The sequence below is a fragment of the Streptomyces sp. NPDC019396 genome (assembly GCF_040632375.1).
Taxonomy (GTDB): domain Bacteria; phylum Actinomycetota; class Actinomycetes; order Streptomycetales; family Streptomycetaceae; genus Streptomyces.
The window spans coordinates 79,209-93,116 of sequence record NZ_JBEYBS010000002.1; the positions used below are offsets into that span (position 1 = coordinate 79,209).

General features: G+C 71.6%; 12 protein-coding genes. 9 read left to right on the forward strand and 3 right to left on the reverse strand.

Annotation, left to right across the window (positions count from 1 at the left end):
* Positions 1–19 precede the first annotated feature (19 nt).
* The 4 genes from ABZ532_RS02375 to ABZ532_RS02390 are packed head-to-tail and all read left to right on the forward strand — an operon-like array spanning position 20 to position 3,976.
* Complete coding sequence (locus ABZ532_RS02375; RefSeq protein ID WP_361278799.1) at positions 20–943, forward strand: ABC transporter permease; 924 nt, start codon at positions 20–22, stop codon at positions 941–943.
* Positions 936–1,928: an ABC transporter permease gene (locus ABZ532_RS02380; RefSeq protein ID WP_361278801.1), complete on the forward strand. Its 993-nt coding sequence runs from the start codon at positions 936–938 to the stop codon at positions 1,926–1,928. The genes ABZ532_RS02375 and ABZ532_RS02380 overlap by 8 nt, the downstream gene beginning before the upstream one ends.
* A 13-nt stretch (positions 1,929–1,941) precedes the next feature.
* Entirely contained in the window at positions 1,942–2,919 is a 978-nt protein-coding gene (locus ABZ532_RS02385) for an ABC transporter ATP-binding protein (RefSeq protein ID WP_361278803.1), read from the forward strand.
* Positions 2,912–3,976, forward strand: a complete 1,065-nt coding sequence (locus ABZ532_RS02390) for a dipeptide ABC transporter ATP-binding protein (protein WP_361278806.1) — start codon at positions 2,912–2,914, stop codon at positions 3,974–3,976. Before ABZ532_RS02385 ends, ABZ532_RS02390 begins: the two co-directional genes overlap by 8 nt.
* Here ABZ532_RS02390 and ABZ532_RS02395 read toward each other — a convergent pair.
* The gene (locus ABZ532_RS02395) at positions 3,973–4,584 is read right to left on the reverse strand and encodes a GNAT family N-acetyltransferase (protein WP_361278809.1); all 612 of its coding nucleotides are present in this window, start codon (positions 4,582–4,584) and stop codon (positions 3,973–3,975) included. The genes ABZ532_RS02390 and ABZ532_RS02395 overlap by 4 nt on opposite strands.
* Before the next feature lie 33 nt (positions 4,585–4,617).
* Complete coding sequence (locus ABZ532_RS02400) at positions 4,618–6,690, reverse strand: penicillin acylase family protein (RefSeq protein WP_361278812.1); 2,073 nt, start codon at positions 6,688–6,690, stop codon at positions 4,618–4,620.
* A 63-nt stretch (positions 6,691–6,753) separates the two neighbouring features.
* Here ABZ532_RS02400 and ABZ532_RS02405 point away from each other — a divergent pair, with 63 nt between their 5' ends.
* Positions 6,754–7,482, forward strand: a complete 729-nt coding sequence (locus ABZ532_RS02405) for a siderophore-interacting protein (protein ID WP_361279399.1) — start codon at positions 6,754–6,756, stop codon at positions 7,480–7,482.
* 155 nt (positions 7,483–7,637) lie between these two features.
* Here the strand turns inward: ABZ532_RS02405 and ABZ532_RS02410 are convergent, their stop codons facing one another.
* Positions 7,638–9,869: a prolyl oligopeptidase family serine peptidase gene (locus ABZ532_RS02410; protein ID WP_361278814.1), complete on the reverse strand. Its 2,232-nt coding sequence runs from the start codon at positions 9,867–9,869 to the stop codon at positions 7,638–7,640.
* A 156-nt stretch (positions 9,870–10,025) separates the two neighbouring features.
* Here ABZ532_RS02410 and ABZ532_RS02415 point away from each other — a divergent pair, with 156 nt between their 5' ends.
* The 4 genes from ABZ532_RS02415 (at position 10,026) to ABZ532_RS02430 (ending at position 13,874) form a co-directional block, all read left to right on the forward strand.
* Positions 10,026–10,220, forward strand: coding sequence for a hypothetical protein (locus tag ABZ532_RS02415; RefSeq protein ID WP_361278816.1), 195 nt, complete (start codon positions 10,026–10,028; stop codon positions 10,218–10,220).
* Between the two features lie 25 nt (positions 10,221–10,245).
* Positions 10,246–11,139, forward strand: a complete 894-nt coding sequence (gene mshB / locus ABZ532_RS02420) for an N-acetyl-1-D-myo-inositol-2-amino-2-deoxy-alpha-D-glucopyranoside deacetylase (protein ID WP_361278818.1) — start codon at positions 10,246–10,248, stop codon at positions 11,137–11,139.
* Entirely contained in the window at positions 11,136–11,588 is a 453-nt protein-coding gene (locus ABZ532_RS02425; protein ID WP_361278820.1) for a DUF6113 family protein, read from the forward strand. The genes mshB and ABZ532_RS02425 overlap by 4 nt, the downstream gene beginning before the upstream one ends.
* A gap of 186 nt (positions 11,589–11,774) precedes the next feature.
* On the forward strand, positions 11,775–13,874 hold the full coding sequence (locus ABZ532_RS02430) for a hypothetical protein (protein WP_361278822.1): 2,100 nt from the start codon (positions 11,775–11,777) through the stop codon (positions 13,872–13,874).
* Positions 13,875–13,908: the final 34 nt, after the last annotated feature.

Genomic DNA, 13,908 nt, shown 5'->3' on the forward strand with positions numbered 1-13,908 from the left:
CCACCCCAGGGAGTCCGTGATGGGACGCTATGTGATCCGCCGCCTGCTCCAGATGGTCCCCGTCTTCTTCGGCGCCACGCTGCTGATCTTCCTGATGGTGAACGTGATGGGCGACCCCATCGCGGGCCTGTGCGGCGAACGCCAGTGCGACCCTGCGACCGCCGCCCAGCTGCGCAAGGAGTTCGGCCTCGATAGGCCCGTCTGGCAGCAGTACCTGACCTACATGGGCAACGTCTTCACCGGTGACTTCGGAACCGCCTTCAACGGACAGCCCGTCACCGAGCTGATGGGTACCGCCTTCCCCGTCACCATCCGGCTCACCCTCGTCGCGATCTTCTTCGAGATCGTCATCGGCATCACCCTGGGAGTGCTCACCGGACTGCGGCGCGGGCGGCCCGTCGACACCTCCGTGCTGCTGCTGACCCTGGTGGTCATCTCCGTCCCCACCTTCGTGACAGGGCTGCTGCTACAACTGCTGCTCGGCGTCGAATGGGGCTGGATCAGGCCCTCGGTCTCCTCCGAGGCACCACTCGGCGAGCTGCTCGTCCCCGGGCTCGTGCTCGCCTCCGTCTCGCTCGCGTACGTCACCCGGCTGACCCGGACCTCCATCGCCGAGAACCGGCGTGCCGACTACGTCCGTACCGCCATCGCCAAAGGGCTCCCGCGCCGCCGGGTGATCGGACGCCATCTGCTCCGCAACTCACTGATCCCGGTCGTCACCTTCATCGGTGCCGACATCGGGGCCCTGATGGGCGGGGCGATCGTCACCGAGCGCATCTTCAACATCCACGGTGTCGGCTACCAGCTGTACCAGGGCATCCTCCGCCAGAACACCCAGACCGTCGTCGGCTTCGTCACGGTGCTGGTGCTGGTGTTCCTGATGGTGAACCTGCTGGTCGACCTGCTCTACGCCGTACTCGACCCGAGGATCCGCTATGCATGAGCCGCAGCAGTACGACGGCGGGGGAGCGATCGCCCCGACCGGTGCCGGTGGCGCGATGGACCTGGCGACCAGCGAGGGCGCGACCCTGGAGCGGGGGCCGGCGGGCGGCCCGGGCGCGCCGCCCGGCGGGCCCGGCGGGCGGCCCCGGAGCCTGTGGTCCGACGCCTGGCGGGATCTGCGCCGCAACCCCGTGTTCGTGATCTCCGCCCTGGTCATCCTGTTCCTGGTGGTCATCTCGATCGCACCCTCACTGATCGCCTCCGGCAATCCGCTGGACTGCGACCTGGCCAAGGCCCAGCAGGGCTCCCAGCCAGGACACCCCTTCGGCTTCGACGGCCAGGGCTGCGACGTCTACACCCAGGTCGTCTACGGCGCCCGCACCTCCGTCGCCGTCGGCGTCTGCGCGACGCTGGGCGTCGCGCTGCTCGGGTCCGTACTCGGCGGTCTCGCCGGCTACTTCGGCGGGGTCGCCGACTCCCTGCTCTCCCGGCTCACGGACGTCTTCTTCGCCATCCCCGTGGTGCTGGGGGGCCTGGTGCTGCTCTCCGTCGTCACCAGCGACACCATCTGGCCGGTGATCGGCTTCATGGTGCTGCTCGGCTGGCCGCAGATCACCAGGATCGCCCGGGGCTCGGTGATCACCGTCAAGGAGAACGACTACGTACAGGCCGCGCGAGCCCTCGGCGCGTCCCCCGCGCGGCTGCTGCTCCGTCATATCGCGCCCAACGCCGTGGCCCCGGTGATCGTCGTGGCCACCATCGCCCTCGGTACGTATGTCGCGCTGGAGGCGACGCTCTCCTACCTCGGTGTCGGGCTGCGCCCGCCCACCGTTTCGTGGGGCATCGAGATCTCCGCCGCGTCCCCGTACATCCGCAACGCCCCGCACATGCTGCTGTGGCCGGCCGGCGCGCTCGCGATCACCGTGCTCGCGTTCATCATGCTCGGCGACGCGGTGCGTGACGCGCTCGACCCCCGACTGCGCTGAGGAGCCCGCCGCCATGCTGCTCGAAGTACGCGATCTGCACGTGGAGTTCCGTACCAGGGACGGGGTCGCCAAGGCCGTCAACGGCGTCAGCTACGCCGTGGACGAGGGCGAGACCCTCGCCGTGCTCGGTGAGTCCGGCTCCGGGAAGTCCGTCACCGCCCAGGCGATCATGGGCATCCTCGATGTCCCGCCAGGCCGGATCACCGGCGGTGAGGTGCTCTTCCAGGGCAAGGACCTGCTGAAGCTCGGGGAGGCCGAGCGCCGCGGGATCCGGGGTGCCCGGATGGCCATGATCTTCCAGGACGCCCTCTCCGCGCTCAACCCCGTGCTGACCGTCGGCGACCAGCTCGGCGAGATGTTCACCGTGCACAGGGGCATGTCGAGGAAGGACGCCCGGGCCCGTGCCGTCGAGCTGATGGACCGGGTCAGGATCCCGGCCGCCAGGGAGCGCGTCAGCCAGTACCCCCACCAGTTCAGCGGGGGCATGCGCCAACGCATCATGATCGCCATGGCGCTGGCACTGGAGCCGGACCTGATCATCGCGGACGAGCCGACCACCGCGCTCGACGTGACCGTGCAGGCCCAGGTGATGGAGCTGCTCGCGGAGCTCCAGCGCGAGTACCGCATGGGGCTGGTCCTGATCACCCACGACCTCGGGGTCGTCGCCGATGTCGCGGACAGGATCGCCGTGATGTACGCGGGCAGGATCGTCGAGACCGCGCCCGTCCACGAGCTCTACAAGGCACCTGCCCACCCCTACACCCGGGGTCTGCTGGACTCCATTCCGCGCCTGGACCAGAAGGGCCGCGAACTGTACGCGATCAAGGGGCTGCCGCCGAACCTGATGCACATCCCGCCCGGATGCGCCTTCCACCCGCGCTGCCCGATGGCCCGGGACGTGTGTATGACGGACGAGCCTGAGCTGGCCGCCGTGGACCGGCCGGGCCGGTCGAGTGCCTGCTTCTTCTGGAGGGAGTGCCTCCATGGCTGAGCCGATCATCGAGGTGCGCGGGCTCCACAAGTACTACCCGCTCACCCGCGGCGTGCTGTTCAGGAAGCAGGTGGGGGAGGTGAAGGCCGTCGACGGGGTCGACGCCGACCTGTTCCCGGGTGAGACGCTGGGCATCGTCGGCGAGTCCGGCTGCGGCAAGTCGACGCTCGCCCGTCTGCTCGTCCATCTGGAGCGGCCGACCAGCGGGCAGATCCGCTACAAGGGCGAGGACATCACCAGGCTGTCCGGTCGCGCGCTGAAGGCCGTGCGCCGCCAGATCCAGATGGTGTTCCAGGACCCGTACACCTCGCTCAACCCGCGGATGACGGTCGGGGACATCGTCGGGGAGCCGTACGAGATCCACCCGGAGGCCGCACCGAAGGGCGACCGGCGCCGCCGGGTGCAGGAGCTGCTGGACGTGGTCGGGCTCAACCCGGAGTACGTGAGCCGCTATCCGCACCAGTTCTCCGGCGGTCAGCGCCAGCGCATCGGCATCGCCCGCGGCCTCGCGCTGCGGCCCGAGGTCATCGTGGCGGACGAGCCCGTGTCGGCGCTGGACGTCTCCGTGCAGGCGCAGATCGTCAACCTCCTGGAGAAGCTCCAGGACGAGTTCCGGCTCAGCTACGTGTTCATCGCCCACGATCTGTCGGTCGTGCGTCATATCTCGGACCGGGTGGGCGTGATGTATCTGGGCAGGGTCGTGGAACTCGGCCGGAACGAGGAGATCTACGACCACCCGACGCACCCCTACACCCAGGCGCTGCTCTCGGCCGTCCCGGTGCCGGACCCCGAGGCACGTGAGCGGCGCGGGCGGATCATCCTTTCCGGTGATGTGCCCTCCCCGGCGAACGTCCCGTCCGGCTGCCGCTTCCGTACCCGCTGCTGGAAGGCACAGGAGCGGTGCGCCGCCGAGGTGCCCGCACTCGCGGTACCGGAGGCGTTCCGCCTGGCCGAGGGACCCGCGACGCACGACTCGGCCTGCCACTTCGCCGCGGAGAAGCGGGTGGTGCCCGGACCGGGCGGGGACGGCCCGCCCGGTCTCGGGGCCAGGCCCTAGTCGGCGGTGGCTTCGACCCTGGCGCGGTCGAGGAAGGCCAGCCGGGCCGCCTTCCGCGGGATGAACACTTCCGGGAGGTTCACCTCGGGCAGGACCACCTCGGCGCCCAGCTCGAAACCGGAGCGCTCCAGCCGCTTCACTGCCTTTTCGTTGCGCAGATCGGGTTCCACCACGACCCGCAGGTTCCCCGGGTCCCGCAGGAGGAAGCCGGTGACGAAGGACAGCAGAACGCCGGTGAAGCCGGGGCGCGGAGCGCCGTGGGCCGGGCCGACGAGGAGGTGGAGGCCGATGTCCCCCGTTCTGGCGTCATAGCACTCGCTTACCCGGTCGGCCTCGGGGTCGTAGCTCTGGAACAGCATCAGGGGTGTGCCGTCGCTCTCCACCAGCCAGGCGTGATGGGTGGTGAGCGTGTCCATGTGCCGGTAGATGTCCCGAACCTGGTCGCGTGTGGTCTCGCCCATGCCCCAGAAGCGGGCACGGTCCTCGGTGACCCAGGCGTGGATGAGACCGGCGTCGCGTTCGGGGTCCAGCGGGCGGATGCTCAGCGTTCCGAAGCCGTCGACGGCCTTCTCGTAGACGGCCGAGCGGTGGGCGGGCTCAGTGGTCATACCTCTCCTTGGTGCGCGGTACTGCGGTGGTGCTCAGGCGGTGGTCTCGGGGCTGAGCCGGCTGAAGTCGGTGACGACAGGGACGAGTTCACCGCGCAGCCACAGTGGTAGCTGGTCGCGGTGGTGGGGATCGCCCGGGATGCCGCGGGCACCCAGCGGGACCAACCAGCGGCTGTCCTCGCGACTCCGCAGGTCCCAGACGTAGCGTGCGGCGGGGCCCCGGGCGGCGTGGTCCGTGAGGCCGGGGACGCTGGAGGTGGCCAGGACGCAGTCGTGGTCACCGGCCAGCCCCGGCCACTGCTCGTCGCCCAGCGGCAGTGCCCGCCAGGGCGCGAGCCGGTGCCGCTCGCCCCAGGTGCCCCGGGTGCGGGCCGGGTCCGCCGCGACCTCTTCGAGCGCCTCGCGGACCACTTCGGCGCGGTCGATGCCCGGCAGCAGCCGGGTCGCGAGCAGCCCCTCCAGGGCGTAGCCGACCTTCACCAGGAGATTGAGCCAGGGCTGGAACACGTCTGGGTACGGCGGCGGTTCGGTCAGGCAGGTCAGTTCCGGATGGGCGGCGATCCGCCGCACCACCGCGTGCCGCACCTCGGCGTACGCGGCGGCTGCCGTGCTGCCTGCGTCCATGCGCCGGTCCCATGCCAGCAGCCGCTCGCGCAGTTCCGAGGCCGCCGGGCTGAGCCCGTCGGGCCCGTCGGGACCGGCGATCAGGTCCAGCAGCGGGCGGGCGGACCCCAGATGGGTGTCCATGTGTACCGTCGTCATCTCCGCCGCACTCCAGCGGTCCGAGGTGCGCAGCAGGCCGGCGATACGGTCCGCGCGGTGCGGCGGAGCGAACTCCACGCCCAGGGGTCCGGCCAGTACGCGTTCGTTGGCCATGACCGCGAAGTCGGCGACCTCGGTGCGTGGCATCGGCTCGTGCATGCCCCGCCATTCGTGCCCGTGCTCCCAGGCCGGCACCACCCGCAGCCGGTTGTCGCGGTGCCGCAGCGGCACGCGGCCCGCGGTCCGGTGCAGCAGCCCGCCCGAGGTGTCGGCGGCCAGCACCACGTTCACCGGCTCGACCCAGCGCTCGAACGCCCGGTCGACGTCGGCCACCGTACGCGCCCTCATCAGCTCGGCGATCGCCGCGAAGCCCAGCTCCGCGGTGACGCGCGGGACGTACCGCAGGCTGACGGCCTCCACGGTCCCGTCGCCGTCGGGGGCGTCACCGATGATCACCGGGCCGCGGGCGGTCTCGGTCACCTCGACGCGCACCGGGTCACCTCCGGCGACATCGACCGTCTCGGTGTGGTGTGCGGCTGGTCGCCACCCGTCGGGGCCGAGGGCCTCGACGCCGTCGGCGGTGCGCCGCAGCCGCTCCCGGTACAGGTCCTGGTAGTCGGCCATCGCGTTGGTGATCGCCCAGGCGACGCTTCCGGTGTGGGCGAAGTGGGCGACACCGGGCACACCGGGGAAGGCGAGCCCGACCACGTCGTATTCGGGGCAGACCAGATGGACCTGCTGATAGATGCCGGGGTCCTCGATGAAGCGGTGCGGGTCGCCCGCGATGAGCGGGGCGCCGGTGCTGGTGCGTCCCGCGGAGACGAGCCAGCCGTTGGAGCCGGCGGTGCCGGGCCCGTCCACGGCGAACAGCTCGATCGCCTCGTCCCCGAGACGCCGCGCGACCTCATCGCGCCACAGCTTGGTCGGGAAACCGGCGAAGAGGATGTGCGTGGACAGCCAGAGCGACAGGGGGGTCCACGGCTCCCACGTCCCGGGGGCGAGTCCGGCTTCGGCGAACTCGGGCGCCTTCGCCGCGCCCCGGCCCAGGCCGGCGTTCACCCCGTCCACGTACGCCGCAACCCAGTCGCGGGTGTCCCCGTCGAGGGCCTCGTAGCAGCGCCGCGCGGTGTCCGCGAGCCGCGCCTGCCGGGCGAACCGGTCCCAGGCGAGGGCCTCGGCGCCCAGGAACGCGGCCGAGGTGCCCTGGGCACGGTGCCGCTCGACCTCGAGCTGCCAGGCGCGGTCGACGGCTGCGTTGTGGCCCTGGGCGTACGCGAGTTCGTTCGCGCTGCCCGCGCGCAGATGCGGGATGCCCCACGCGTCACGGAAGACCTCGGTCCTCAACAACGACACTCCTTTAGGTTAGGCTGCCCTAACCTTAGCCGTTCGCATGGGGAGGAGAGCATGGTGGGGCATGGCTGGGAGGGCGTCGTCCTCAAGCTGATGCGGGGCAGGGACTTCACCTTCACGGTGACCGGCGCCGAGCAGGTCACCGAGCGGTACCACCGGCTGCGCCTGAGCGACGGCGGCATGCTGCGGGCGACCGGCGTGCATCCCACGATGTGGGTGCGGCTCTGGTTCGAGAGCGAGGGCAAGCCGCACCAGCGGGCCTACACACTCGTGGACCCGGACCCGGTCGAGGGAACCTTCAGCCTGGAGTTCGCCCTGCACGACGGGTGTGCCAGCGACTGGGCCCGTACCGCGAAGCCCGGTGACACCATCGAGGCGACCGTCCAGGGCACCGGCTTCACCGTGCCCGACCCGCTGCCGTCGCGGATGTTCGTGATCGGCGACCCCGCGTCCCTTCCGGCGATCAACTCCCTGCTCGGTGCCATGCCGGAGACCCCCGCCACCATCTGGTTCGAGATCCCGCACCCGTCCGACGCCGACCTCCCGGTGCGGACCGACGCGGAGCGCCATGACCTGCGCAGGGTGCCGCGCCGGGACGCCGGGGCGCACCTCGTGGACGAGGTGCGGGCCGCGCTTCCCGCGCTGCTCGGCGGGAACCCGTCCGAGATCTACGTGTGGATCGCCTGCGACGCCGCGACGACCCGCCGGCTCGCCGCGTACCTGCGCAGGGAACTCGGCATCCCCAAGGGCCGGGTGAACGCCCTCGGCTACTGGCGCACCGTCTGATTCCCTCCGGGCGGCCTCACTTGGGCCCGCGCGTTAACGCCCGGGCAACGCCACCGAAGCGCATCCGATATACGGACACGGCACGCTGAGCTCCGTACGGCCGTGCGGGTGCCGTTGACCGGCCGGGGAGACGGGAGTCCCCCGGCCGGTCGCTCTCATTCCCCGGTCGTCATCCCCAGGGCCCGCTTCAGGAAGTCCACCTGAAGCAGCAGCAGGTTCTCCGCGACCTCCTCCTGCGGGGTCATGTGGGTGACCCCGCTGAGCGGCAGCACCTCGTGGGGGCGGCCCGCCGCCAGCAGGGCGGACGACAACCGCAGGCTGTGCGCCGCCACCACGTTGTCGTCCGCCAGACCGTGGATGACCATCAGCGGTCGCGCCGGGTCCGCGGCCCCGCTCAGCCCCTTGTCCGTGACCAGGGAGTTGGCGGAGTACACAGCGGGCCGCTCCTCCGGCAGGCCCAGATAGCGCTCGGTGTAGTGGGTGTCGTAGAGCAGCCAGTCGGTCACCGGCGCGCCCGCGACCCCCGCGTGGAACACGTCCGGCCGTCGCAGCACCGCCAGCGCCGCCAGGTACCCCCCGAACGACCAGCCGCGGATCGCGACCCTGCCCAGATCCAGGGGGTAGCGCCCGGCTAGTGCGTGCAGCGCCTCGACCTGGTCGTCCAGCGTGCGGGTGAAGTCGTGGGCAATGGCCTTCTCCCAGGCGGGGGAGCGGCCCGGGGTGCCCCGGCCGTCCGCGACCACCACCGCGAAGCCCTGCTCGGCGAACCACTGGGAGGTGAGGTGCGCATGGTGCGCGGCGACAACACGCTGCCCGTGGGGTCCCCCGTACGGGTCCATCAGAACCGGGAGCGGACCGTCCGATTCCCGCCAGTCGGACGGAAGCAGGACAGCGCACGGGATCCTCCGCGTGCCCCCTTCCGTGAGCTCCATGCGCGGGGACAGCACCGGCTGCTGCGCATACGAGGCGATCACGGCGACCGGTTTGCCGTCCTTCACCACCCGTACCGTCGTGCCGCTCGATTCCGGCCGGGCGGACGCGAGCACGGTCACCCCGCCGCAACGCACCGCCGAGTGCACCCCCACGCCATCGGAGACCCGCTCAACGCCCAGCTCATCGACCCGGTAGACATGGGTCTCGCCGATCTCCCGCTCCGTCGCCTCCGCCCCCGCGGACGCCGACACCAGGACGTCCGACTCACCGATGTCCAGCACGGACCGCACATGCAACCGAGGCCCGGTCAGCGGCCGGTCGCCCCATGCCAGCACCCGGGCCCCGCCCTCGTCGGTGATCCGTACCAACTGCCCGTCCGGCGCCCAGGCGGGCACCCCGCCGCACAGCTCGAGCCAGACGGGGTCCTCGTCCCCGCGCACCGTGCGCGTGGCAGCGCTCGCGGTGTCCACGGCGAGATACGCCGCCTTGCCCTGCCCGCGCTCCTGTACCAGCAGCAGCGGAGCCCCGTACGCCGACCAGTGCACCCGGGCCAGATACGGGTACCGCGCCCGGTCCCACACGACCTCGGTACGGGACCCGTCGAGAGCGACCAGAAACAGCCGCACCTCCGCGTTGGCCGTCCCCGCCGCCGGGTAGGCGACCCGAGCCGGCTCCGTCTCCGGCCGCGCCGGATCCGCGATCCACCAGCGCTGTACGGGGGATTCGTCGACCCGAGCCACCAGCAGCCGGTCGCTCTCGGGCGACCACCAGAACCCGCGGGTGCGCCCCATCTCCTCGGCCGCCAGAAACTCCGCGACGCCGTAGGAGACACCGGTGTCCTCCGGCGCCGCCAGCGCACGGTCCCCCTCGCCCTCCGCGCCGATCACCCGAAGCGCGCCCCGCGCCGCGTAAGCGACGAACCTCCCGTCCGGAGACGGCCGCGGATCGATCACGGGCCCGGCCGCGGGCAGTTCGCGTGCCGTACCGGCCCGCAACTCCGCGGTGAACAGCCGCCCGGACAGCGCGAACGCGGCCAACTCCGCTGCACGGTCGACGGCGTACGAGACGATGCCCCCGGAGCCCTCACGGCTGCGTTCCCGCCGTGCCCGCTCCTCGGCGGACAACTCCTCCACCGACCCGCCCAGCAGCACATCGGGGTCCGCCGCCACCCGCTCGCGCACCTGGCCACCGGAACGGCCGGGGCCGTGAGTGCCCTCAGTCCCGTCAGTGCCTTCGAGGTCAAGCACCCACAGCCGGTGGGCCCGTTCCGTTCCTGAGGCCGAGCGCAGGAACACCACGCGCGAGCCGTCGGGCGACACCGTGAACGCCCTGGGAGCGCCGAGCCCGAAGCGCTGGGTTCTGGCGTACTGGCGGGGGAAGCTGAGCGGGGCTGAGCCGGTGGCAGGGACCGAAGGGGCCGGGGGAGTGGGGGAGTGCTGCTGCCTCGAGGTCATATGGCCGAATCTAATGCCGTGCGCCCCCGTGTGCTGCCGTGCACCGATCGATGCGTGCCTATGGATAGTTATGATCCCTAGCGCGAGGTGGGTATGACTCCTCCGGCACATGCGATCTGCCCCTTACCGGCCGAATATCTGTGGAGGTGAACCGCCGTGGCACTCTCGATTTCGGCGGTGGTGCTGCTGGCGATCATCGTCTTCCTGCTGGTCAGGAAATCTGGCCTGAAGGCGGGGCACGCCGCAGTCTGCATGCTGCTCGGGTTCTATCTCGCGAGCTCGTCCATCGCGCCCACGATCAGCGAGCTGACCACGAACGTCGCGGGGATGATCGGCGGCCTCAAGTTCTAGTCCCGCGCCTCGTAGGCTGGGGGGCATGACGGACCTCCCAGCCCGTCGTCTGCTGCTGGTGCACGCGCACCCCGACGACGAGTCGATCAACAACGGTGCCACGATGGCGCGGTACGCGGCCGAAGGCGCCCATGTCACCCTCGTGACATGCACCCTCGGCGAGGAGGGCGAGGTCATCCCGCCCGCACTCGGCCATCTGACCGCCGACCGGGAAGACGGACTCGGCACGCACCGGATCGGGGAACTGGCCGCCGCCATGGCCGCGCTGGGCGTCACCGACCACCGCTTCCTCGGCGGCCCCGGCCGCTTCCGCGACTCCGGGATGATGGGCCTGCCGCAGAACCAACGCAGCGGCGCCTTCTGGAGCGCGGACGTGGACGAGGCCGCGTGCCACCTCGTTCAGGTGATCCGTTCGGTACGGCCGCAGGTCCTCGTCACCTACGACCCGCACGGCGGCTACGGCCACCCCGACCACATCCAGGCGCACCGGGTCGCGATGCGAGCCGCCGAACTCGCCGCCGATCCCGCCTGCCGGCCCGATCTCGGCGAACCGCACTCCATCGCCAAGATCTACTGGAACCGGGTCCCGGAGTCCGCCGCCGAGCACGGATTCGCCGCACTGCGTGCGGCCGGGCCTTCGGGCGCCTTTCCCGGGATCGCCGACATGGCGGACATCCCCGGCATCGTGGACGACGCGGAGATCACCGCCGAGATCGACGGAGGCGTGTACGCCGACCGCAAGGTGGCGGCGATGCGCGCCCATGTCACCCAGATCGTGGTGGATGGTCCGTTCTTCGCGCTTTCCAACGGCCTCGGCCAGCCGCTGTTCACCACCGAGTGCTACCAGTTGGCGCGTGGCACGTCCGGCGCTCGCGCGGGCGACCGCGAGCACGACCTGTTCGAGGGAGTAGCCCTGTGAGTGAGCAGAGCCAGTCGCGTCAGCCGAACGAGCGGCCCGGGTCCGGAACGGCCCAGCCCGGCACCCGGCCGACCCGCGGGCTGAAACCCGGACGGATCGCTGGATATGTCGGGCTGCTGGCCCTCGGGTTCGTGGTGGGCGCCGCGGGATCGCTGGTCCAAGCCGCATGGTTCCCTGCCGGGTTGCTGCTCGCCCTGTTCGGCTGCGCGGGGCTGTTCTACGGGGGTGCGCGTGCCGCCGGGACGCAGTTCGGAGCGCTGGTACCCGCCGGTGGCTGGATGGCGGCGGTGCTGCTGCTGAGTGCCGGACGGCCGGAAGGCGACGGCCTCTTCGCGGGCGGGCTCGGCGAGATCCTGTTCCTGCTGGGGGGAGTGGCGCTGGCTGTGATCTGTGCCACCATGTCGCGGTCGTGGTCATCGGCCGGGCAAATCAGCCGACTTGGCGCGTGAGGTGTCCTTCTCGGGCCGGAATGGCCCCTGTGGCCGGACGGTGACGGGCGGCGTGCGCACCGTACAGCTTCCCCTGTCCATGGGTGCGGGGTCGGCGGCGGCCAGTATGGTGGTGCGCGCTGCCGAGTCGCCCGAAGCAGTGGTACCAGTAGGAACGGGCGGCGGAGCCGATCGGGAGAACCAGCTTTGAGTCGTGAAACTGACAGTTCGTCCTCCGGCCCCCAGGGGCGCGGTGGAGCCGCGTACCCCTCGGGTACACCGCCGTACGGATCGCGCCAGTATCCGTCGCTGCACCCCACGCAGGACGCACCGGACGAGGGAGCCGAAGCCGCTCCGAAGCCGGACGAGCCCAGAACAGAGACCACGCTGACGACGCGCATCCGGATCAACATTCCGGGCTCGCGTCCGATTCCGCCGGTCGTCATGCGTACGCCGATGAGTGACGTGGACGCACGGCGCACAGCGGGGGGCGCGAACGGCACGGAGGGCGCGAACACCGCGAAAGCCGCACCGGGCGCGCTGGGTGCGCAGGGGAGCGGCGGTGAGCGGGTGTCCGAGCGCACCGGCAGCACCCCGCGGCCCGCGGCGCCCGCCGAGGTTCCGGAGGCGCCCGCGCCCGTCCGGCCGCGCGACGAGTCTCCGGCCGAGGCGGACAACCCGGCCGAGGTGCCGGGGGACAAGCCGGCCGAGCAGCGGACCAGCGACTGGTTCGCACCGCGCAAACCGCCGGCCCAGGCTTCCGTACCCGCGCAGGCCGCGCCTCCCGCGCCCGCTGCTCCGGGAGCCCCGGCCGGACGCACCGCGCCCCCGGGGCCGCGCCCCCAGAGCACCCCGAGCCCGGCCGGACCCGCTGGGCCGACGAGCGGTCCGGTCACCGGCACCTCACCGTTCGCCAAGGGAGCCCCGGGCGGCTCAGGAGCCCCGGGAGTGCCGGGAACCCAGGCCCCCGGCGGCGACCGCGCCGTCCCGCGGATGGGCGACGACACGGCCGTACTGACCCCGCAGAAGTCGCCGTCCGACACCGGACCCACCGCCATGCCGGGACCGTCCACCCCCGCGGGCAACGTCTCGGGTGACACGCTGACCAGCGGTATCCCCGTGGTCCCGTCCCAGCAGCGCTCGCCGTTCGCGCCACCGGACCCCGTGGCACCCGCGGGTGGCCCGGATGTGAGCCCCTGGCCCTCGTCCGGTCCGGCCGCGGACTTCGCCGCGCCGGACTACGCCGGCCGGGCCTTCCCCGGCCCGTCCGGACCGCCGTCCACCTTCGCCCCCGGTGCCCCGGCGCACGACGACGCGCCCGCCCCGGCCGCTTCGCCGCGTCCGGCGAGGCCCGTGAAGAAGGGCCGGTCCAAGACCGTCCTCGCGGGAGCGGGCGTGTTCGGGGTGCTGGTCGTCGCGTACGGCACCGGACTGCTGCTCAACCACTCCGATGTGCCCAAGGGCACCACGGTCCTGGGCGTCGACATCGGCGGCGGCACCAAGGAAGAGGCGGTCACCAAGCTGGACGCCGCGCTCGGCAGCCGGGCCACGGCCCCGCTGGAGCTCGCGGTCGGCCAGAAGAAGGAGAAGCTAGCTCCGGTCAAGGCCGGCCTCGCCCTGGACAGCCAGGCGACCGTGCGCGCCGCCGCGGGCACCGACTACAACCCCGTCTCCGTCATCGGCTCCCTCTTCGGCGCCGAGCGGGTCGCCCAGCCCGTCATCCCCGTCGACGAGGAGAAGCTCCAGGTCGCGCTCTCGGACCTGGCGATCGCCTCGGGCTCCGCCACCGAGGGCACGATCAGGTTCGAGCCGGGCGAGGCCGTCGCCGTGCCGGGCAAGGCGGGCTTGTCACTGGATGTCGGGAAGTCGATGATCTCGGTCAAGGACGCCTATCGCGCCCAGGTCGAGACGGGCCGTCCGAATCTGGTCGAACTGCCGGTGGGTGCCAGCGAGCCCACCATCACCCAGGAGGAACTGGACCGGGCGATGAAGGAGTTCGCCGAGCCCGCCATGTCCGGACTCGTCACCATCCAGGCCGGGGGCAAGGAGATCCAGTTCGGCCCCGCCCGCTCGCTGCCGAAGATCCTCTCGATGAAGCCCGTCGACGGCCGGCTTGTCGAGGTCTACAACAAGCAGGCGATCACCGAGTTGCTGGACGGCGTCTTCGACGGCATCACCATCACCAAGCGCGACGGCAAGGAGCACCCGGTGTCCGCCGACGACGTCGCCTTGGCGATGCAGCAGGCACTACTGGGGAAGACCCCCCAGCAGCGGACCCAGGAGATCCCGCTCAGTCCGCAGGGCTAGCTCCGGTCACAGCGGCAGGTCATGTCCGAGGCCC